23 protein-coding genes are annotated in these 18,841 nt (G+C 47.3%); 11 read left to right on the top strand and 12 right to left on the bottom strand.

Annotated features, from left to right (window positions below):
* Nucleotides 1-69: 69 nt before the first annotated feature.
* Entirely contained in the window at nt 70-780 is a 711-nt protein-coding gene (locus BEB42_RS16405) for a YnfC family lipoprotein (protein ID WP_077760064.1), read from the top strand.
* A 2-nt stretch (nt 781-782) separates the two neighbouring features.
* Here the strand turns inward: BEB42_RS16405 and speG are convergent, their stop codons facing one another.
* Nucleotides 783-1,343 (bottom strand): spermidine N1-acetyltransferase, encoded by a 561-nt coding sequence (gene speG, locus BEB42_RS16400; RefSeq protein ID WP_001138584.1) that lies wholly within the window; start codon nt 1,341-1,343, stop codon nt 783-785.
* Nucleotides 1,344-1,377: 34 nt separating this feature from the next.
* Nucleotides 1,378-1,719: a DUF1283 family protein gene (locus BEB42_RS16395; protein WP_000705193.1), complete on the bottom strand. Its 342-nt coding sequence runs from the start codon at nt 1,717-1,719 to the stop codon at nt 1,378-1,380.
* A 134-nt stretch (nt 1,720-1,853) separates the two neighbouring features.
* Here BEB42_RS16395 and BEB42_RS16390 point away from each other — a divergent pair, with 134 nt between their 5' ends.
* From BEB42_RS16390 to BEB42_RS16360, 5 genes are all read left to right on the top strand, one after another.
* Complete coding sequence (locus BEB42_RS16390) at nt 1,854-2,180, top strand: YnfA family protein (RefSeq protein WP_105267464.1); 327 nt, start codon at nt 1,854-1,856, stop codon at nt 2,178-2,180.
* A gap of 205 nt (nt 2,181-2,385) precedes the next feature.
* Nucleotides 2,386-3,600: a starvation-sensing protein RspA gene (rspA, locus tag BEB42_RS16380; RefSeq protein ID WP_001354684.1), complete on the top strand. Its 1,215-nt coding sequence runs from the start codon at nt 2,386-2,388 to the stop codon at nt 3,598-3,600.
* An 11-nt stretch (nt 3,601-3,611) separates the two neighbouring features.
* The gene (locus BEB42_RS16375; RefSeq protein WP_000836045.1) at nt 3,612-4,631 is read left to right on the top strand and encodes a Zn-dependent oxidoreductase; all 1,020 of its coding nucleotides are present in this window, start codon (nt 3,612-3,614) and stop codon (nt 4,629-4,631) included.
* A gap of 57 nt (nt 4,632-4,688) precedes the next feature.
* Nucleotides 4,689-6,056, top strand: a complete 1,368-nt coding sequence (gene ydfJ, locus BEB42_RS16370; protein WP_000151245.1) for an MHS family MFS transporter YdfJ — start codon at nt 4,689-4,691, stop codon at nt 6,054-6,056.
* Between the two features lie 89 nt (nt 6,057-6,145).
* Nucleotides 6,146-7,606 (top strand): mannitol dehydrogenase family protein, encoded by a 1,461-nt coding sequence (locus BEB42_RS16360; protein WP_105267462.1) that lies wholly within the window; start codon nt 6,146-6,148, stop codon nt 7,604-7,606.
* 35 nt (nt 7,607-7,641) lie between these two features.
* Here the strand turns inward: BEB42_RS16360 and ydfZ are convergent, their stop codons facing one another.
* From ydfZ to ydfG, 3 genes are all read right to left on the bottom strand, one after another.
* Complete coding sequence (gene ydfZ, locus BEB42_RS16355; protein ID WP_000214712.1) at nt 7,642-7,845, bottom strand: putative selenium delivery protein YdfZ; 204 nt, start codon at nt 7,843-7,845, stop codon at nt 7,642-7,644.
* A gap of 176 nt (nt 7,846-8,021) precedes the next feature.
* A complete protein-coding gene (gene rspR, locus BEB42_RS16350) occupies nt 8,022-8,708 on the bottom strand; it encodes a DNA-binding transcriptional regulator rspR (protein WP_000215540.1) in 687 nt (228 codons plus the stop codon).
* An 88-nt stretch (nt 8,709-8,796) separates the two neighbouring features.
* Entirely contained in the window at nt 8,797-9,543 is a 747-nt protein-coding gene (gene ydfG, locus BEB42_RS16345; RefSeq protein WP_096305759.1) for a bifunctional NADP-dependent 3-hydroxy acid dehydrogenase/3-hydroxypropionate dehydrogenase YdfG, read from the bottom strand.
* Between the two features lie 136 nt (nt 9,544-9,679).
* Here ydfG and dcp point away from each other — a divergent pair, with 136 nt between their 5' ends.
* Nucleotides 9,680-11,725 (top strand): peptidyl-dipeptidase Dcp, encoded by a 2,046-nt coding sequence (dcp, locus tag BEB42_RS16335; RefSeq protein WP_105267461.1) that lies wholly within the window; start codon nt 9,680-9,682, stop codon nt 11,723-11,725.
* A gap of 44 nt (nt 11,726-11,769) precedes the next feature.
* Here dcp and BEB42_RS16325 read toward each other — a convergent pair whose 3' ends face one another.
* Nucleotides 11,770-12,288, bottom strand: coding sequence for a 2-oxo-tetronate isomerase (locus BEB42_RS16325; RefSeq protein ID WP_105267460.1), 519 nt, complete (start codon nt 12,286-12,288; stop codon nt 11,770-11,772).
* Between the two features lie 278 nt (nt 12,289-12,566).
* Between BEB42_RS16325 and ydeI the strand changes: the two genes are divergently transcribed.
* Entirely contained in the window at nt 12,567-12,959 is a 393-nt protein-coding gene (gene ydeI, locus BEB42_RS16320; RefSeq protein WP_000671737.1) for a YdeI family stress tolerance OB fold protein, read from the top strand.
* Between the two features lie 254 nt (nt 12,960-13,213).
* Nucleotides 13,214-14,104, top strand: coding sequence for a diguanylate cyclase DgcZ (dgcZ, locus tag BEB42_RS16315; RefSeq protein ID WP_000592808.1), 891 nt, complete (start codon nt 13,214-13,216; stop codon nt 14,102-14,104).
* A 114-nt stretch (nt 14,105-14,218) separates the two neighbouring features.
* On the opposite strand, the gene mgtT is transcribed toward dgcZ, so the two are convergent.
* The 3 genes from mgtT to ydeE all read right to left on the bottom strand — a co-directional run bounded on the left by mgtT (nt 14,219) and on the right by ydeE (nt 15,732).
* Nucleotides 14,219-14,323, bottom strand: a complete 105-nt coding sequence (gene mgtT / locus BEB42_RS26755) for a protein MgtT (protein ID WP_211180496.1) — start codon at nt 14,321-14,323, stop codon at nt 14,219-14,221.
* The gene (mgtS, locus tag BEB42_RS16310) at nt 14,323-14,418 is read right to left on the bottom strand and encodes a protein MgtS (protein WP_000901367.1); all 96 of its coding nucleotides are present in this window, start codon (nt 14,416-14,418) and stop codon (nt 14,323-14,325) included. The genes mgtT and mgtS overlap by 1 nt, the downstream gene beginning before the upstream one ends.
* Nucleotides 14,419-14,544: 126 nt before the next feature.
* Nucleotides 14,545-15,732 (bottom strand): efflux MFS transporter YdeE, encoded by a 1,188-nt coding sequence (ydeE, locus tag BEB42_RS16305; RefSeq protein WP_105267459.1) that lies wholly within the window; start codon nt 15,730-15,732, stop codon nt 14,545-14,547.
* Between the two features lie 194 nt (nt 15,733-15,926).
* Between ydeE and eamA the strand changes: the two genes are divergently transcribed.
* The gene (gene eamA, locus BEB42_RS16300; RefSeq protein ID WP_000087195.1) at nt 15,927-16,826 is read left to right on the top strand and encodes an O-acetylserine/cysteine exporter; all 900 of its coding nucleotides are present in this window, start codon (nt 15,927-15,929) and stop codon (nt 16,824-16,826) included.
* A gap of 30 nt (nt 16,827-16,856) precedes the next feature.
* Here the strand turns inward: eamA and marB are convergent, their stop codons facing one another.
* The 3 genes from marB to marR are packed head-to-tail and all read right to left on the bottom strand — an operon-like array spanning nt 16,857 to nt 17,945.
* Nucleotides 16,857-17,075 (bottom strand): multiple antibiotic resistance protein MarB, encoded by a 219-nt coding sequence (marB, locus tag BEB42_RS16295; RefSeq protein WP_088541881.1) that lies wholly within the window; start codon nt 17,073-17,075, stop codon nt 16,857-16,859.
* A 31-nt stretch (nt 17,076-17,106) separates the two neighbouring features.
* Nucleotides 17,107-17,490, bottom strand: a complete 384-nt coding sequence (gene marA, locus BEB42_RS16290; RefSeq protein WP_000091199.1) for an MDR efflux pump AcrAB transcriptional activator MarA — start codon at nt 17,488-17,490, stop codon at nt 17,107-17,109.
* Nucleotides 17,491-17,510: 20 nt separating this feature from the next.
* Nucleotides 17,511-17,945: a multiple antibiotic resistance transcriptional regulator MarR gene (marR, locus tag BEB42_RS16285; RefSeq protein WP_000843424.1), complete on the bottom strand. Its 435-nt coding sequence runs from the start codon at nt 17,943-17,945 to the stop codon at nt 17,511-17,513.
* 211 nt (nt 17,946-18,156) lie between these two features.
* On the opposite strand from marR, the gene marC reads away from it, so the two are divergent.
* A complete protein-coding gene (gene marC / locus BEB42_RS16280) occupies nt 18,157-18,822 on the top strand; it encodes an NAAT family transporter MarC (protein ID WP_000885028.1) in 666 nt (221 codons plus the stop codon).
* Nucleotides 18,823-18,841: the final 19 nt, after the last annotated feature.

The raw sequence follows: 18,841 nt of genomic DNA, 5'->3' as shown, positions 1-18,841 counted from the left end.
GCATTTAACGTGTAAAGTACTGTATTTGCTACTATGATTGAGAATCATCTCTACTGTCTGGTGACTGTTGTGAAATACAAATTACTGCCATGCTTACTCGCGATATTACTCACAGGATGTGACCGCACAGAGGTAACACTTTCATTTACCCCTGAGATGGCCAGTTTCTCTAATGAATTCGATTTTGATCCGCTGCGTGGTCCGGTAAAAGATTTCACTCAGACATTAATGGATGAGCAAGGTGAAGTGACGAAACGTGTTTCGGGGACTTTGTCGGAAGAAGGCTGTTTTGATTCACTCGAATTACTGGATCTGGAAAATAATACCGTGGTTGCCCTGGTATTGGACGCCAATTATTACCGTGATGCCCAGACGCTGGAGAAAAGAGTACGTTTACAGGGAAAATGCCAGCTAGCAGAATTACCTTCTGCCGGGGTGAGTTGGGAAACCGATGATAATGGCTTCGTGATTAAAGCCAGCAGCAAACAAATGCAGATGGAATATCGCTATGATGAGCAGGGGTATCCGCTGGGTAAAACCACGAAAAGTAACGACAAAACATTATCTGTCAGCGCCACGCCATCAACGGATCCGATCAAAAAATTAGATTACACCGCGGTTACTTTACTGAATAATCAACGGGTAGGTAATGTAAAACAGAGCTGTGAATATGACAGTCACGCCAATCCGGTGGACTGTCAGCTAATCATTGTTGATGAAGGAGTAAAACCCGCCGTCGAACGGGTTTATACCATCAAAAATACTATCGATTATTATTAATGCTATTGTGCGGTCGGCTTCAGGAGAGTCTGACCCGGTGTTTTGTGCTCTGCCAGATACTGATGCTGGAATATGCACATGCGAATGGCATTCCGATATTGACCATTAATAAAGAACTCATGCATCAATTCACCTTCAACCGTAAAGCCAAGCTTGCGGTAAATGTGAATTGCTTTTTCGTTCTCTTTATCGACGATCAGATACAGCTTATAGAGATTGAGAACGGTGAAGCCATAGTCCATTGCTAATTTTGCGGCACGCGTTGCCAGACCTTTCCCCTGATACTCCGGGGAGATAATTATCTGAAATTCTGCGCGGCGATGGACATGGTTAATTTCCACCAGCTCCACCAGACCGGCTTTTTCGCCGTCACATTCCACCACAAAGCGCCGCTCGCTCTGATCGTGAATATGCTTATCATACAGATCAGAGAGTTCAACGAAGGCTTCGTAGGGTTCCTCAAACCAGTAACGCATCACACTGGCGTTATTGTCGAGTTGATGTACATAGCGTAAATCTTCACGCTCCAGCGGACGTAGCTTAACACTGTGGGCGCTTGGCATAACGTGTCCTTACATTCCTTAAATCAATAACAGGTTAGGGGGTAATAACGCGGCCAGTTCGACGGTCCAGGCAGCGCAATGTATTTGGCTCCCAGTAGGCATTGATGTTGGCACTTTGCTCGCATTTATCGCGGTTATCAAAAGCGGCGTCGGCTTTATCCCACTCTTTTTCAGTGCGTTTATTCACTTTCTGTCGCAGATTGCGCGTGTCATTCCATTGTTCTTTTTCCATTGCTGCGTGCTGGCGGCTTTGTGCACTGTCGCCAGACTCAATCACCAGTTTGTTAGTTTCGGCATGGGCCGTTGTGCTCAATGCCAGTGCGCAAGGCAGCAGAAAAGCGAGCAGGCCAATTCGTTTGCTGAGAGTAATTTTCATAATTCATTCCCTGTATGAATGATTAAAGGTGATTCTACACCATCCACTGCGAACGCAAAACGTACCAGGAGGATGTTTATATTGATGATATTATGTCGTCCTATAACTATACATGATGTCAATAAGTGACAAAGATGATTAAAACAACGTTACTATTTTTTGCTACTGCGCTGTGTGAAATTATTGGATGCTTTCTGCCCTGGTTGTGGTTAAAACGAAACGCCAGTATCTGGCTGTTGCTTCCGGCGGGGATTTCACTGGCGCTATTTGTCTGGTTGTTAACGTTGCATCCTGCGGCGAGTGGGCGTGTTTACGCGGCTTATGGTGGCGTTTATGTCTGCACGGCGTTGATTTGGCTGCGCGTTGTGGATGGCGTGAAGTTAAGTCTTTATGACTGGACGGGGACGTTGATTGCGCTTTGCGGCATGTTGATCATTGTTGCGGGCTGGGGGCGCGCGTAAGGACATAAATCCATTTTATCAATAAGATACAAGGAAGTGTCAGCTGACAAAAGGTATTCTATTTCATCTTTTGTCAACCATTCACGGCGCAAATATACGCTTTTTTTTGTGATCACTCCGGCCTTTTTTGATCTTCATACTTGTATGGTAGTAGCTCAGTTGCGTAGATTTCATGCATCACGACAAGCGATGCAAGGAATCGAACATGAAAATCGTAAAGGCTGAAGTTTTTGTTACCTGTCCGGGGCGTAATTTCGTCACATTAAAAATCACCACTGAGGACGGTATTACGGGCCTTGGGGATGCCACCCTCAATGGACGTGAGCTTTCCGTGGCCTCTTATTTGCAGGATCACCTTTGTCCGCAGCTTATTGGTCGCGATGCACAGCGTATCGAAGATATCTGGCAGTTTTTCTATAAAGGTGCTTACTGGCGTCGCGGTCCGGTGACGATGTCGGCCATTTCAGCGGTTGATATGGCGCTGTGGGATATTAAAGCCAAAGCTGCCAACATGCCGCTTTACCAGTTACTCGGCGGCGCGTCTCGAGAAGGGGTGATGGTTTATTGCCATACCACCGGTCACAGTATTGATGAAGCTCTGGATGATTATGCCCGTCATCAGGAGCTGGGATTCAAAGCCATCCGCGTGCAGTGCGGAATCCCTGGTATGAAAACCACCTACGGCATGTCGAAAGGCAAAGGTCTGGCTTATGAACCCGCAACCAAAGGACAGTGGCCGGAAGAGCAGCTGTGGTCGACGGAGAAATACCTCGATTTCATGCCGAAATTGTTTGACGCGGTACGTAACAAGTTTGGTTTTAATGAACATTTGCTGCATGACATGCACCATCGCTTAACGCCTATTGAAGCAGCACGCTTTGGTAAAAGCATTGAAGATTATCGCATGTTCTGGATGGAAGACCCGACGCCTGCGGAAAACCAGGAATGCTTCCGCCTGATTCGCCAACACACCGTCACGCCAATTGCAGTGGGTGAAGTCTTCAACAGCATTTGGGACTGCAAACAGCTGATTGAAGAACAACTTATCGACTATATCCGCACCACGCTGACTCACGCGGGGGGGATTACCGGTATGCGCCGGATTGCCGATTTTGCTTCGCTGTATCAGGTACGTACTGGCTCACACGGTCCTTCCGATTTGTCGCCAGTCTGCATGGCTGCAGCGCTGCACTTTGATCTGTGGGTCCCCAATTTCGGTGTCCAGGAATACATGGGTTATTCCGAACAAATGCTTGAAGTCTTCCCGCACAACTGGACTTTCGATAACGGCTATATGCATCCGGGCGATAAACCAGGTCTTGGCATCGAATTCGATGAAAAGCTGGCGGCGAAATATCCCTATGAACCTGCTTATCTGCCAGTCGCACGTCTGGAAGATGGCACGCTGTGGAACTGGTAAGGAGTAAGATAATGAAAAGCATTTTAATTGAAAAACCGAATCAACTGGCAATTATCGAACGCGAAATACCCACCCCGTCAGCGGGTGAAGTACGAGTAAAAGTGAAACTTGCCGGAATTTGTGGTTCAGATAGCCATATTTATCGTGGGCATAATCCTTTTGCGAAATATCCGCGCGTCATTGGACATGAATTCTTTGGCGTCATTGATGCAGTGGGTGAAGGCGTGGAAAGCGACAGAGTCGGTGAACGCGTTGCTGTCGATCCGGTGGTCAGCTGTGGGCATTGCTATCCGTGCTCTATAGGTAAGCCGAACGTTTGTACGACACTGGCTGTATTAGGTGTGCACGCTGACGGTGGTTTCAGTGAATATGCAGTGGTGCCGGCAAAAAATGCGTGGAAAATTCCTGAAGCAGTGGCCGATCAATATGCGGTGATGATCGAACCTTTTACCATTGCGGCTAACGTTACCGGTCATGGTCAACCGACTGAAAATGATACCGTTCTGGTTTACGGTGCAGGTCCAATCGGCCTGACGATCGTTCAGGTATTAAAAGGCGTCTATAACGTTAAGAATGTGATTGTTGCCGATCGCATTGATGAACGACTGGAAAAAGCGAAAGAGAGCGGGGCAGACTGGGCGATTAATAACAGCCAGACACCGCTTGGCGAGATTTTCGCTGAAAAAGGCATAAAGCCGACATTAATTATCGATGCGGCTTGTCATCCTTCAATCCTGAAAGAAGCCGTAACGCTGGCTTCTCCAGCGGCACGTATTGTATTGATGGGCTTCTCCAGTGAACCGTCTGAAGTGATTCAGCAAGGAATTACCGGAAAAGAACTCTCTATTTTCTCTTCACGCTTAAATGCAAATAAATTCCCGGTCGTTATCGACTGGTTAAGTAAAGGGTTAATTAAACCAGAAAAACTAATTACCCATACGTTTGATTTCCAGCATGTTGCTGATGCCATTAGTTTATTTGAACAGGATCAAAAGCATTGCTGCAAAGTCTTACTCACTTTTTCTGAATAATACCAATAACGGCGAGTAAGTAGTACGCATCTTACCTCTTTTTTAGAGATAACCATTATGACAATAGAAAAACACGAAAGAAGCACTAAGGATTTGGTGAAAGCAGCAGTATCGGGATGGCTGGGCACTGCGCTTGAATTCATGGATTTCCAGTTATATTCGCTCGGCGCAGCGTTAGTGTTTCATGAAATATTTTTTCCTGAATCATCAACGGCAATGGCGTTAATTCTGGCAATGGGAACCTACGGTGCAGGTTATGTGGCGCGTATTGTCGGAGCATTTATTTTCGGCAAAATGGGCGACAGAATCGGGCGTAAAAAAGTGCTCTTTATTACCATCACTATGATGGGGATCTGTACCACCTTAATTGGTGTGCTGCCGACCTATGCACAAATTGGTGTGTTTGCGCCAATTTTGCTGGTGACGCTGCGTATTATTCAGGGGCTGGGGGCAGGCGCGGAAATTTCCGGTGCCGGTACGATGCTGGCGGAATATGCGCCAAAAGGTAAGCGCGGAATTATCTCCTCATTTGTTGCTATGGGGACTAACTGCGGAACCTTGAGCGCAACGGCAATCTGGGCCTTTATGTTCTTCATTCTCAGTAAAGAGGAACTGTTGGCGTGGGGATGGCGTATACCGTTCCTGGCGAGCGTTGTCGTGATGGTCTTTGCTATCTGGTTGCGTATGAATCTGAAAGAAAGCCCGGTCTTTGAGAAGGTTAACGACAGCAACCAACCGACAGCAAAACCTGCACCTGCTGGTAGCATGTTCCAGAGCAAATCCTTCTGGCTGGCAACAGGGCTGCGTTTTGGTCAGGCTGGTAACTCAGGTTTAATTCAGACTTTCCTTGCAGGCTATTTAGTGCAGACGTTATTGTTTAACAAAGCAATTCCAACAGATGCATTGATGATCAGTTCGATTCTCGGCTTTATGACCATTCCGTTCCTTGGTTGGTTATCCGATAAAATTGGTCGCCGGATCCCGTATATTATTATGAATACCTCTGCGATTGTGCTGGCGTGGCCAATGCTTTCTATCATCGTAGATAAAAGCTATGCCCCGAGCACCATTATGGTTGCACTGATTGTGATTCATAACTGTGCGGTGCTGGGATTATTTGCTCTGGAAAACATTACCATGGCAGAAATGTTCGGCTGTAAAAATCGCTTTACCCGGATGGCCATTTCTAAAGAAATTGGTGGTCTTATCGCTTCCGGTTTTGGTCCTATCCTGGCGGGTATTTTCTGCACCATGACGGAATCCTGGTATCCGATCGCCATTATGATCATGGCATATTCAGTGATTGGTTTAATCTCTGCGCTGAAAATGCCAGAAGTGAAAGACCGTGATTTAAGTGCACTGGAAGATGCCGCGGAAGATCAACCGCGTGTTGTAACAGCTGCGCAACCTTCAAGAAGTCTGTAAATCCTCCATCCCTTCTCTTACCGGAGAGGGGATTTTTTATTCATATAACAAAACATGCAGCTTGCCATATTTAAATTTAAGGAATTGTTATGGGAAATAATTTGTTATCAGCAAAAGCGACGCTCCCTGTTTATGATCGTAATAACCTGGCCCCAAGAATTGTTCATTTAGGCTTTGGTGCATTTCACCGTGCGCATCAGGGCGTGTATGCCGATATTCTTGCTACGGAACATTTCAGTGACTGGGGATATTATGAGGTCAATTTAATCGGCGGCGAACAGCAAATTGCCGATTTACAACAGCAAGATAATCTTTATACCGTTGCGGAAATGTCGGCCGATGCGTGGACGGCTCGCGTCGTTGGCGTCGTTAAAAAAGCCTTGCACATACAAATAGATGGCTTAGAAACCGTGCTGGCTGCGATGTGTGAACCGCAAATCGCGATTGTCTCTCTGACAATCACCGAAAAAGGGTATTTCCACTCTCCGGCGACCGGACAGTTAATGCTCGATCACCCGATGGTCGTTGCCGACGTGCAAAATCCCCACCAGCCGAAAACTGCAACAGGGGTGATTGTTGAGGCGCTGGCTCGCCGTAAAGCGGCAGGACTTCCCGCATTTACCGTCATGTCATGTGACAACATGCCAGAAAACGGTAATGTTATGCGTGACGTTGTCACTTCCTACGCGCAAGCTGTTGATGTAAAACTGGCACAATGGATCGAAGAAAACGTGACTTTCCCATCAACAATGGTGGACCGTATTGTGCCCGCAGTGACAGAGGATACGCTGGCGAAAATCGAACAACTTACCGGTGTGCGCGATCCTGCTGGCGTTGCCTGTGAACCTTTCCGCCAGTGGGTAATAGAAGATAACTTTGTTGCCGGACGTCCGGAATGGGAAAAAGCGGGAGCCGAACTGGTTAGTGATGTGCTGCCTTATGAAGAGATGAAGTTGCGCATGCTCAACGGCAGTCATTCATTCCTGGCGTATCTTGGATATCTTGCGGGATATCAGCACATTAATGACTGCATGGAAGATGAAAATTATCGCCGTGCGGCACATGCCTTGATGTTGCAGGAACAGGCGCCGACGCTGAAAGTGCAGGGCGTGGATCTGCAAAATTATGCGGATCGACTAATTGAACGCTACAGTAATCCAGCGTTACGCCATCGAACCTGGCAGATTGCGATGGATGGCAGCCAGAAATTGCCACAGCGGATGTTGGATTCTGTTCGCTGGCATCTGGCGCATGACAGCAAGTTCGATCTGCTGGCGCTGGGCGTCGCGGGTTGGATGCGTTATGTCGGTGGTGTTGATGAACAGGGAAATCAGATAGAAATCAGTGACCCACTGTTACCTGTTATTCAGAAGGCAGTACAAAGTAGTGCTGAAGGGACAGCGCGCGTCCAGTCATTGCTGGCAATTAAGGCGATCTTTGGTGATAATTTACCAGGCAATAGTTTGTTTACGACAAAAGTAACGGAAGCGTACTTGTCTTTATTAGCGCATGGCGCGAAAGCGACCGTGGCGAAATATTCCGTGAAGTAAAAAAAGCAATGCCGCCATCGGCGGCATTCACACGCTTAGTTCATGCCGAGACGAATCAGGTCCAGAGGTGCCAGTTTCTCTTCACAACCTTCAACAACGACGGTTTTTCCGCGGCGGATTTGCTCAGCGGTCAGACCTTCAGTATCAATCGACAGGATTTTGCCAGTGTGACCGGTGCCGCTAACCATAACACGGCTGCCAGTGGTGATTGCGTTACGGTTACGATCGTAGGTCGTCATAGGTGTTTTCTCCTTTCTGATTTACAGTCGAAGCCCACGTAACGGGCGCAATATAAATACTCCTGTCGAGTGAAATATTTTTTGTTTTTGATCAAGCTCACATCTTTTTTGATGCATGCATGAGCCATATGACGGAGGGAAAAACTCTCACCCCGGATGGGATGAGAGGAAATGAATTACTCTTCGCTAAACCAGTCGCTGTTTTCCTGGCGGATCTGGCGCACGGATTCGCTGATTTCCTGCAAATGTTGCGTCATTGCACGTTCTACCGCATCGCCATCACGTTTTTGCAGGGCAGAGAAAATCTCAAGATGCTGGCGTAACAGCATTTCTGGTGGAGAAACGTGGTCGAAACTCATATAGCGCACGCGATCAACGGTCGCTTTCAGGTTCTCAATGGTATCCCACGCCAGTTGACAGTCGGCAATCTGCGTCAGGAGTTGATGGAAGTTGTCATCAAGTTCAAAAAAATCATCCAGTTGCTTGCGCTCAATGGCAATGCGTTGCTGGTGAAGATTTTGTTCCAGTTGGTAGCACTGGCTTTCGGTAATCATGCTCGCCGCCCGACGCGCCACCGCGCACTCAATGGCCTGACGGATAAAACTGCCGTTGTGCACCTGGGCCATGGAAATTTTGTTGACGTAGCTGCCACGCTGCGGACGAATTTGAATCAGGCCGTTTTCCGCCAGTTTAATAAAGGCTTCACGAACCGGCTGGCGTGACACATTGAAACGAACAGAAACTTCTTTTTCCGACAACGGTGTGCCTGGTGCAATCAGGCAATGGACAATGTCGCGGCGAAGAATACGATAAATCTGCTGATTGACAGGCTGTGTGGGATTAAGTTGCGTTTCGACGGTCATTCGTTCTTGCTTGTGAGTGAGTTAACTGCATGAGTCTACCACTTTTTTGTGACAAGCAATAACCCGGCAGTTACGCCGGGTATAAAAATTACTGACGGTGGACATTCAGTCCGGCATAGCTTTGGGTAACCGGCATCATTTCCAGGGTATTGATATTGACGTGAGCAGGCAGCGTTGACACCCACCAGACGGCTTCGCTGACATCTTCTGGCGTCAATGCAACTGTGTTTTGATAGGTTTTTTCGGCTTTACCGTCATCACCTTTAAAGCGGACATTAGAAAACTCGGTGCCACCCACCAGTCCCGGTTCGATGTCTGTGACACGTACTGCCGTACCGTGCAGATCTGTGCGTAGATTAAGGCTGAACTGACGAACAAACGCTTTCGTCGCACCATAAACGTTACCACCAGTATACGGCCAGCTGCCTGCCGTGGAGCCAATGTTAATGATATGACCATGATTACGTTCAACCATACCCGGTAAGACGGCCCGCGTCATATATACCAGGCCTTTGTTGTTGGTATCAATCATCGTTTCCCAGTCTTCAACGCTGGCTTTATGCGCAGGTTCCATGCCCAGCGCCAGACCGGCATTGTTTACCAGGATATCAATATTGCACCACTCGGCAGGAAGCGATGCCAGCATCTCTTCAATAGCGGCGCGATTACGAACGTCCAGTTGGGCGATATACAGATTATCACCCAGTTCGTCTTTTAACTCCTGCAACCGCTCCTGGCGACGGCCAGTGGCGATAACTTTATGCCCTTGTTGAATAAAACGACGAGTAATGCATTCACCAAAACCTGCCGTTGCTCCAGTTACTAAAACGATCATCTCACTGTTCCTCAACGCTTTTGTGTGTCAATAACATAGCACGTGATGCTTAAGAGCGGGTAATACTGGTTTGCAAGATTGCACTCCGTTATCAGTAAGCCTACGCTATGGAACACCTCGCGTTCAGGAGAAGAAAATGACAACAATGAATCCTTTCCTTGTGCAAAGCACACTGCCGTATCTGGCTCCCCATTTTGATCAAATTGCCAATCATCACTATCGACCGGCATTTGATGAGGGAATGCAGCAAAAGCGGGCCGAAATTGCCGCCATTGCGCTCAACCCGCAAACACCTGATTTCAACAATACTATTCTGGCACTGGAGCAGAGTGGGGAACTGCTGACCCGCGTCACCAGCGTTTTTTTTGCGATGACTGCGGCGCATACCAATGATGAATTACAGCGTCTTGATGAGCAGTTTTCCGCTGAACTGGCAGAACTGGCTAATGATATCTATCTGAACGGTGAATTATTCGCGCGAGTAGATGCTGTCTGGCAGCGCCGTGAATCCGAGGGGCTTGATAGTGAATCCATTCGCCTGGTGGAGGTTATTCATCAACGTTTTGTCCTTGCCGGAGCCAAACTTGCACAAGCTGATAAAGCAAAATTAAAAGTTCTTAATACAGAAGCTGCGACCCTGACCAGCCAGTTTAACCAGCGGTTACTTGCGGCAAATAAATCCGGCGGTCTGGTTCTGGACGATATTGCGCAACTGGCTGGGATGAGCGAACAGGAGATTGCGCTGGCGGCAGAGGCGGCTCGCGAGAAAGGTCTGGATAACAAATGGCTTATTCCGCTGCTGAATACCACCCAGCAACCGGCGCTTGCTGAACTGCGCGATCGCGCGACGCGTGAAAAACTATTCACTGCGGGCTGGACGCGGGCAGAAAAAAATGACGCTAACGATACCCGTGCCATTATTCAACGGCTTGTGGAGATCCGCGCGCAGCAGGCAAAACTGCTTGGTTTCCCTCATTATGCTGCATGGAAAATCGCCGATCAGATGGCAAAAACGCCAGAAGCAGCACTCAACTTTATGCGGGAAATTGTTCCAGCGGCGCGTCAACGTGCGAGCGATGAATTAGCCTCCATACAGGCGGTTATCGATAAGCAGCAGGGCGGGTTTAGCGCGCAGCCGTGGGACTGGGCATTTTATGCCGAACAGGTACGGCGGGAGAAATTTGATCTTGATGAGGCGCAGCTCAAGCCATATTTTGAATTAAACACGGTGTTGAATGAAGGTGTATTCTGGACCGCGAATCAGCTCTTCGGTATTAAGTTTGTCGAACGTTTTGATATTCCTGTCTACCATCCTGACGTTCGTGTGTGGGAAATTTTTGATCATAATGGCGTGGGGCTGGCGTTATTTTACGGTGATTTCTTCGCCCGTGATTCAAAAAGCGGCGGTGCATGGATGGGCAATTTTGTTGAGCAATCAACGCTGAATGAAACGCATCCGGTAATTTATAACGTCTGCAATTATCAGAAACCCGCCGCTGGGGAGCCTGCGTTGTTACTCTGGGATGATGTGATAACCTTATTCCATGAATTTGGTCATACGCTGCACGGCCTTTTTGCCCGCCAGCGTTATGCCACGCTTTCCGGTACCAACACGCCGCGTGATTTTGTCGAATTTCCATCGCAAATCAACGAACACTGGGCAACGTATCCGCAGGTATTCGCTCGCTACGCCCGGCATTATCAGAGCGGGGCAGCAATGCCTGACGAACTGCAACAGAAAATGCGTAATGCCAGCCTGTTCAATAAAGGGTATGAGATGAGCGAACTGCTTAGCGCCGCGCTTCTCGATATGCGCTGGCATTGCCTGGAAGAAAACGAAGCAATGCAGGATGTCGATGATTTCGAATTGCGGGCGCTGGTGGCGGAAAATATGGATCTTCCTGCTATACCGCCACGCTATCGCAGCAGTTATTTCGCCCATATTTTTGGTGGCGGATATGCCGCAGGTTATTACGCTTATCTGTGGACACAAATGTTGGCCGATGATGGTTACCAGTGGTTTGTTGAGCAGGGCGGATTAACGCGTGAAAATGGGCTGCGTTTTCGCGAGGCGATCCTTTCCAGAGGTAACAGCGAAGATCTGGAACGCCTGTATCGACAATGGCGCGGTAAGGCTCCTCAGATTATGCCGATGCTGCAACATCGTGGCTTGAACGTATAAACACCACCAATGGCTGTCCTGGAGATATCGCCAGGCCAGCCTGGTTATAGCAGTAATTGCAGCAGCTGGGCGAGGGCAAACCTCACCGCTAAAGCTAATACCGTTTCGCAGTCGCCAGCAAAATGCATAACCGCAGTGTAGTTCTGGCCTTTAATATGCCACGCGAACCAGACGGTACCCGCTGGCGTACCATCTTCACCGCCCTCCGGTCCGCCGTAGCCGGTAATGGCAATACTGACATCAGCATCCGCACGCTCTATGGCACCGGTTGCCATTTCTGCTGCCACTTTCTCACTCACCGCAGAATATCGTTCAAGAGATTGCTGGCTTACGCTGAGGATTTTCATCTTTGCCTGATAGGTGAAAGTAACAAATCCTGCACCGTAAAATTTTGGTGTATCTTCAGCTGCACACAGGGCGCTAGCCAACTTACCGCCGGTGCATGATTCGGCGGTAGTTAAGCGTAATTGATCCGCAATAAGTTTTTGACTCAACGCGGATGTCAGGTTTTCAATAGTGTCGGTATCTGCAAGTTGTACAATTTTATCTCTATTAATGTTCACTGTTGTTTGTCCACGCTATTATTTACAAAGGTAATTTACTTTTTCTGTATACTCTTCCGTTATAATAATTTTCAAATTTATAAATCCGATTATTCTGAAAATGAGTTTAAGACTCTTTAATCTTCTTCTTAACTTTAGTGAGTAAAATTCTCTGAATATTTGACAGCTAGTTGCCTGATTTTAAATGCCTTATAACAATTGGCAGTATTCTTATTTGGCAATTATAAAAATAGCAACCAGACTTAATAAGTCAAACCAAACGCAATTAAGGAGTTAGTATGAAATTTCAGGCCATTGTATTAGCAAGTTTTCTTGTCATGCCTTATGCGTTGGCAGATGACCAGGGCGGTTTAAAACAGGATGCAGCGCCACCGCCGCCTCATGCAATAGAAGATGGCTATCGCGGAACCGATGATGCAAAAAAAATGACCGTTGATTTCGCAAAAACCATGCATGATGGCGCTTCGGTTTCACTACGCGGTAATTTGATTTCTCACAAAGGAGAAGACCGTTACGTTTTTCGCGATAAGAGCGGTGAAATTAATGTTGTTATTCCTGCGGCAGTCTTTGATGGACGAGAAGTTCAGCCGGACCAGATGATCAACATTAGCGGCAGTCTGGATAAGAAAAGCGCGCCGGCCGTCGTTCGGGTCACTCATTTGCAGAAATAAAAATAAATTAGCCTGATGGCCTGAACAACTGGGCCATTAGGGTATTGGGTTATGCTATTTGTCATCCTTTTAATTGCGATAATGCAGAGTTACTTTATAGAATTAAACACTTTTTTATCTGCTGATTTTGTTTTAAATCACAATGTTATCTCAGAGATGGCTCATAACTTCGGATTTCTATGAAAATATTGACGTAATTTTGCTTTTCTCTCGTTAGAATAGCGCGCACAAGGAACTGTGAAAAAGGAGTGGCAATGATCAAGAAGACAACGGAAATTGATGCCATCTTGTTAAATCTCAATAAGGCTATCGATGCCCACTACCAGTGGCTGGTAAGTATGTTTCACAGCGTGGTCGCGAGAGATGCCAGTAAGCCAGAAATAACGGATAACCATTCTTATGGACTGTGCCAGTTTGGTCGGTGGATTGATCATCTGGGGCCACTCGATAACGATGAATTACCTTACGTTCGGCTAATGGATTCTGCCCATCAACATATGCATAACTGTGGTCGGGAATTAATGCTGGCTATTGTTGAAAATCACTGGCAGGACGCGCATTTCGACGCCTTTCAGGAAGGGTTGCTTTCTTTTACTGCGGCATTAACTGATTACAAAATTTATTTGCTGACGATCCGTAGCAATATGGATGTTTTGACGGGTTTGCCGGGTCGTCGGGTTCTTGATGAATCCTTTGATCATCAGTTACGCAACGCTGAGCCTCTGAATCTTTATTTAATGTTGTTGGATATTGACCGATTTAAATTGGTTAATGATACCTACGGGCATTTAATCGGCGATGTAGTATTACGCACCCTGGCAACTTACTTAGCCAGTTGGACGCGCGATTACGAAACGGTTTATCGCTACGGTGGCGAAGAATTTATCATTATTGTCAAAGCGGCTAATGATGAAGAAGCATGTCGTGCAGGTATCAGAATTTGCCAGTTAGTCGATAACCATGCCATCACACATTCTGAAGGGCATATCAACATTACCGTGACTGCAGGTGTGAGTCGCGCATTTCCTGAAGAGCCTCTGGATGTGGTCATTGGAAGAGCGGACCGGGCAATGTATGAGGGTAAGCAAACCGGAAGAAATCGCTGCATGTTTATTGACGAACAAAATGTGATTAACCGAGTTTAAGCTCCGTTTAACATTCATTGAGAAAACTGATGCTACTGTGTCAACGATCCGTTATCAGTGCAGGAAAATGCCTGTTAGCGTAAAAGCAAAACACAAATCTATCCATGCAAGCATTCACCGCCGGTTTACTGGCGGTTTTTTTTCGCCGTCATAAAAATCAGGCCCCTTGTACACAACTGTAACAAGGGGCCGGTTAGGTGAGGGATTATCTCCGTTCATTAGTCATCCCATTTGTGGCTGAAATACGCGGCCAGAAAACCAGAAAATAAAATTATTCCCAGTACGGCCATAAAAACATTCATATTACCCAGCATTATTTGCCTCCGTTTATGGTGTGGTGTGTTTCCTCGCTTACCTTAATTTTCATCTCAATGTGAAAGATATTAGCAGAGGTAACCTAAACGAAGGCTGAATTAAATTTTTATTGTGTTCGACTTAAATCAACAAAGCGCGGGCTGCCCCCACGGTCTTGCACGAATTCCTTTTAACATCAGCACCCACGCAGCAACGATCACCAACGCTAAGATGATAAACAGCGAGAAAGGCGGCATACTGGTAAGCACTATGCCACTCACTAATGGGTTAATCGCAGCACCAAGCCAGCCTAAAGACTGGGCGGAAAAATAGCTGGCTTTCATTCCTGGCGGCGCAATATGGTCAATCAACATATACTCGCCCGGCGCATAAATGATTTCACCGACAGTAAATACCGCAGCTGACATACCCCACAATAGTAGGCTGTTGCCGGAAAAAATAAAACCGACCAGCCCGATGACGAAACAGAGGGTGCCTGCTGTCATCAGCGCGCGGATGTTAGCCGGATTAAGGCGGCGGCCCACGGAATACTGCAATGTAACCACCATCGCAGCATTAACCGGAAGAACAACCGCGACCACCTTTTCGGCAAAATCACCATCAGCAATTACCATCACATATTGTGAAATGCATGAAGCAAATGCGCCGCTAACAAAAGAAGCCAGAAAGCCAGAGCAGGTAAACCACAACAGTGCTTTATCTTGTAATAAAACTTTCGGCGACCAGACACTGCCTGTTTCCGTGGCGATGATTTTCTCGCTGCGCTTTACCCAAATTTGAATGAAAAGCATGGGAAACGCGGAACAGATAGCTGCCAGCCAAAAGGGCAGATTGATGCTCTGCATCACCAACAGCGTGCCGAGCGGCGGACCGATGGTCCAGCCAATGTTGAGCATGGTGTAGTTGATTGAGAAGATTTTCGTTTTGCTGGTGGACGAAAGATTGTCGGCAAACCAGGCTTTCAACACGGTAGCAAAAACGGAATAGGCGCAGTTAATAAGGGCAAAAAAGAGCACCACCAGCGTCACGTTATTCACTAAAGGAATGGCAATAAAACCGCTGGCGAAGGCGGTAATTGACAGTAACATATAGCGTTTCTTGTCGAACTTATCCGCCAGGATACCAAAACCGAGGCTAAAAACGACGCCAATAGTGAGCGCAATTGTCATCGCATAACCAATGAGATCGACACTCAGGCTGTACTGGCGACTCAAGTAAATAGTCATAAATGGCAGCGTGGCACCGCGTCCGATAGTTAATAACAACGACGAGGCGAGAAGGGCGCAAGTAGAGCGTCTCAGAGATAAGTTCATTTGGCTGTCCGGCAGTGCGTTTCGTTATGTTTTGTTTTAGAGATGTAAAGAAATAGCATGGCAAAAATCCGAAGTATAGCGACTTATTTGCGCATTAATGCCGTCGTAACCGGCGACTAACGAATCAACTGTTAAAGAAAAGTAAATTCAGCTAAGTTGATTGCTTACAAAAGATGAAATTCAGAGGCGGTAGAATGTCGCGAAAAGATGGGGTGTTGGCGCTACTGGTAGTGGTCGTATGGGGGCTAAATTTTGTGGTCATCAAAGTGGGGCTTCATAACATGCCACCGCTGATGCTGGCCGGTTTGCGCTTTATGCTGGTCGCTTTTCCGGCCATCTTTTTTGTCGCACGACCGAAAGTACCACTGAATTTGCTGCTGGGGTATGGATTAACCATCAGTTTTGCGCAGTTTGCCTTTCTGTTTTGCGCCATTAACTTTGGTATGCCTGCTGGACTGGCCTCGCTGGTGTTACAGGCACAGGCGTTTTTTACTATTGTGCTCGGTGCGTTTACTTTTGGCGAACGGCTGCACGGTAAGCAACTGGCGGGGATCGCGTTAGCGATTTTTGGCGTACTGGTGTTAATCGAAGATAGTTTTAACGGTCAGCATGTGGCGATGCTCGGCTTTATGTTGACCCTGGCGGCAGCATTTAGTTGGGCGTGCGGCAATATCTTCAATAAAAAAATAATGTCACACTCAACGCGTCCGGCAGTGATGTCGCTGGTCATCTGGAGCGCATTAATCCCGATCATTCCTTTCTTTGTTGCCTCGCTGATTCTCGATGGTTCCGCAACCATGATTCACAGTCTGGTCACTATCGATATGACCACCATCTTGTCTCTGATGTATCTGGCGTTTGTGGCGACAATTGTTGGTTATGGGATCTGGGGGACGTTACTGGGACGCTATGAAACCTGGCGGGTTGCACCGTTATCGTTACTGGTGCCCGTAGTAGGACTGGCAAGTGCGGCACTATTGCTGGATGAACGCTTAACGGGTCTGCAATTTTTCGGTGCGGTGCTCATTATGACCGGGCTGTATATCAATGTATTTGGCTTGCGGTGGCGTAAAGCCGTGAAAGTGAGAGGCTAAAAGGCCCCGAGATGTCGGGGCCAGAATAAATTACATAGCGTGTTGATTATAATAGGGCACGCCGAGCGCATCCGACTTATCACTGCCAGTACCCATGTGATTTAAATCAAACGGTGGTTGTTCCTGCGATGGAGGAACAACCACCACATTGGCACAGGAAGTAACAACCGGCTGCGTGGTTTGTTCCGCAAAGCTCTGCGCGGAGAAGAGAATAAGCGCAGTTACCATTGCGGATAAAAGTGGTTTCATGATTGCCTCAGTGACGTTGTCACGTTATCAACTAGCTGTTGTAATGATTTAATGGATGTAAAAAGCGCGATTCGCCCTGCATATTGGTCATCCGGTATTTATGTGGCGGAACATCAAAGTAATTTTTGAAGGTTCGGGTCAGAGTTTGTTGCGACTCGAAGCCATATCGTTCTGCCAGATAGAGTATCGGCTCGTTACTTTCCTTCAGCTTTTGCGCGATTTCCGTCATCTTACGGCTGCGGATGTATTGGCCTAGTGAATGACCGGTTTCTTTTTTAAACATCCGTTGCAGGTGCCATTTGGAGTAACCCGAACGCTCTGACACTTTCTCCAGTGACAGTGGCGATTCCAGGTTATCCTCGATCCAGTCCAAAATGCTATGAATGGTAATAGCGTCAGTATTGCGTCTGGACATCGTCATACCTCTTTTTTTGTTTACGGCAGGACTTTCTTAAGCAAATGCTCAAGTGTTGCCACTTCGTCCGCCGTCAGGTTTTTTGTTAATTCTTGATGCAGGTCCTGGCCAACTAATTGATGGCATTGTTCACATATTGCCGCGCCGCTGGTGGTAAGTTTTACCAGTACGCCGCGCTTGTCATTCGGGTTCGGCAACCTTTCCACCCAGCCTTTACAAACCAGGCGATCCAGCATACGGGTCAGCGCTCCCAGGTCGACCGACAACACTTTTTTCAGTTCAACCGGAGTAATACACGACGCGCAGCGGATAGAGCAGAGCACCTTAAACTGTGCCGCGGTAATATCCAGCGGAGACAGATACTCGTTAAGCAGGCGATCTTTCTTCTGATTAACCATATGGATTAAGCGACCCAATGGAATAATTTCATTGAACAGATCGCTGGTACTTTTCACATTAGTTGCCCTGGCAAGTAATTAGTTGCAGGGGATAATATTGCCCAGGCAAGTATAAGTCAAATGAATGAATTGACCGATGCCACGTTTTGCTAAATCGGTTCAAGTTTTGGTCAATGCGATTTAAGGCTAGCTAAAGAGTGACACTTTATCGTTGTTTACCCCTTATACTTTTCGCTGATAACCCAGATACACAGGATAACAACCACCAATGTTAGATTTGTTTAAAGCAATAGGCCTGGGGCTGGTGGTGTTACTGCCGTTAGCTAACCCATTAACAACTGTCGCGTTATTTCTTGGTCTGGCAGGCAACATGAACAGTGCCGAACGTAATCGTCAGTCGTTGATGGCCTCGGTGTACGTCTTTGCCATCATGATGGTGGCGTATTACGCCGGGCAACTGGTGATGGATACATTTGGCATTTCGATTCCCGGTCTGCGAATTGCAGGCGGCTTAATCGTCGCGTTTATCGGTTTTCGGATGCTCTTTCCGCAACAGAAAGCGATTGATTCACCGGAAGCGAAAAGCAAGTCGGAAGAGCTGGAAGATGAACCCAGCGCCAATATTGCCTTTGTACCTCTGGCAATGCCTAGTACCGCCGGTCCGGGAACCATTGCGATGATTATTAGCTCGGCGTCCACTGTGCGTCAGAGTTCAACCTTCGCTGATTGGGTACTGATGGCTGCGCCGCCGCTGATTTTTTTCCTGGTGGCGGTTATTTTGTGGGGAAGTCTACGCAGCTCTGGCGCAATTATGCGGCTGGTGGGCAAGGGGGGAATTGAAGCGATCTCCCGTCTGATGGGATTCCTGCTGGTATGTATGGGTGTGCAGTTTATTATTAACGGCATCCTGGAAATCATTAAAACGTATCATTAAAAAAGGCCCGAATGGGCCT

Source organism: Escherichia sp. MOD1-EC5990 (assembly GCF_002965285.1).
Lineage (GTDB): Bacteria > Pseudomonadota > Gammaproteobacteria > Enterobacterales > Enterobacteriaceae > Escherichia > Escherichia coli_F.
The sequence above is the reverse complement of the archived record's forward strand: the minus strand, read 5'-3'. Positions and strand labels throughout refer to the sequence as shown.

Coding starts and splice junctions, on each gene's coding strand:
- speG (WP_001138584.1), bottom strand. CDS start 1,343: ATGCCAAGCGCCCACAGTGTTAAGCTACGTCCGCTGGAGCGTGAAGAT.
- BEB42_RS16395 (WP_000705193.1), bottom strand. CDS start 1,719: ATGAAAATTACTCTCAGCAAACGAATTGGCCTGCTCGCTTTTCTGCTG.
- BEB42_RS16390 (WP_105267464.1), top strand. CDS start 1,854: ATGATTAAAACAACGTTACTATTTTTTGCTACTGCGCTGTGTGAAATT.
- rspA (WP_001354684.1), top strand. CDS start 2,386: ATGAAAATCGTAAAGGCTGAAGTTTTTGTTACCTGTCCGGGGCGTAAT.
- BEB42_RS16375 (WP_000836045.1), top strand. CDS start 3,612: ATGAAAAGCATTTTAATTGAAAAACCGAATCAACTGGCAATTATCGAA.
- ydfJ (WP_000151245.1), top strand. CDS start 4,689: ATGACAATAGAAAAACACGAAAGAAGCACTAAGGATTTGGTGAAAGCA.
- BEB42_RS16360 (WP_105267462.1), top strand. CDS start 6,146: ATGGGAAATAATTTGTTATCAGCAAAAGCGACGCTCCCTGTTTATGAT.
- ydfZ (WP_000214712.1), bottom strand. CDS start 7,845: ATGACGACCTACGATCGTAACCGTAACGCAATCACCACTGGCAGCCGT.
- rspR (WP_000215540.1), bottom strand. CDS start 8,708: ATGACCGTCGAAACGCAACTTAATCCCACACAGCCTGTCAATCAGCAG.
- ydfG (WP_096305759.1), bottom strand. CDS start 9,543: ATGATCGTTTTAGTAACTGGAGCAACGGCAGGTTTTGGTGAATGCATT.
- dcp (WP_105267461.1), top strand. CDS start 9,680: ATGACAACAATGAATCCTTTCCTTGTGCAAAGCACACTGCCGTATCTG.
- ydeI (WP_000671737.1), top strand. CDS start 12,567: ATGAAATTTCAGGCCATTGTATTAGCAAGTTTTCTTGTCATGCCTTAT.
- dgcZ (WP_000592808.1), top strand. CDS start 13,214: ATGATCAAGAAGACAACGGAAATTGATGCCATCTTGTTAAATCTCAAT.
- mgtT (WP_211180496.1), bottom strand. CDS start 14,323: ATGAACGGAGATAATCCCTCACCTAACCGGCCCCTTGTTACAGTTGTG.
- mgtS (WP_000901367.1), bottom strand. CDS start 14,418: ATGCTGGGTAATATGAATGTTTTTATGGCCGTACTGGGAATAATTTTA.
- ydeE (WP_105267459.1), bottom strand. CDS start 15,732: ATGAACTTATCTCTGAGACGCTCTACTTGCGCCCTTCTCGCCTCGTCG.
- eamA (WP_000087195.1), top strand. CDS start 15,927: ATGTCGCGAAAAGATGGGGTGTTGGCGCTACTGGTAGTGGTCGTATGG.
- marB (WP_088541881.1), bottom strand. CDS start 17,075: ATGAAACCACTTTTATCCGCAATGGTAACTGCGCTTATTCTCTTCTCC.
- marA (WP_000091199.1), bottom strand. CDS start 17,490: ATGTCCAGACGCAATACTGACGCTATTACCATTCATAGCATTTTGGAC.
- marC (WP_000885028.1), top strand. CDS start 18,157: ATGTTAGATTTGTTTAAAGCAATAGGCCTGGGGCTGGTGGTGTTACTG.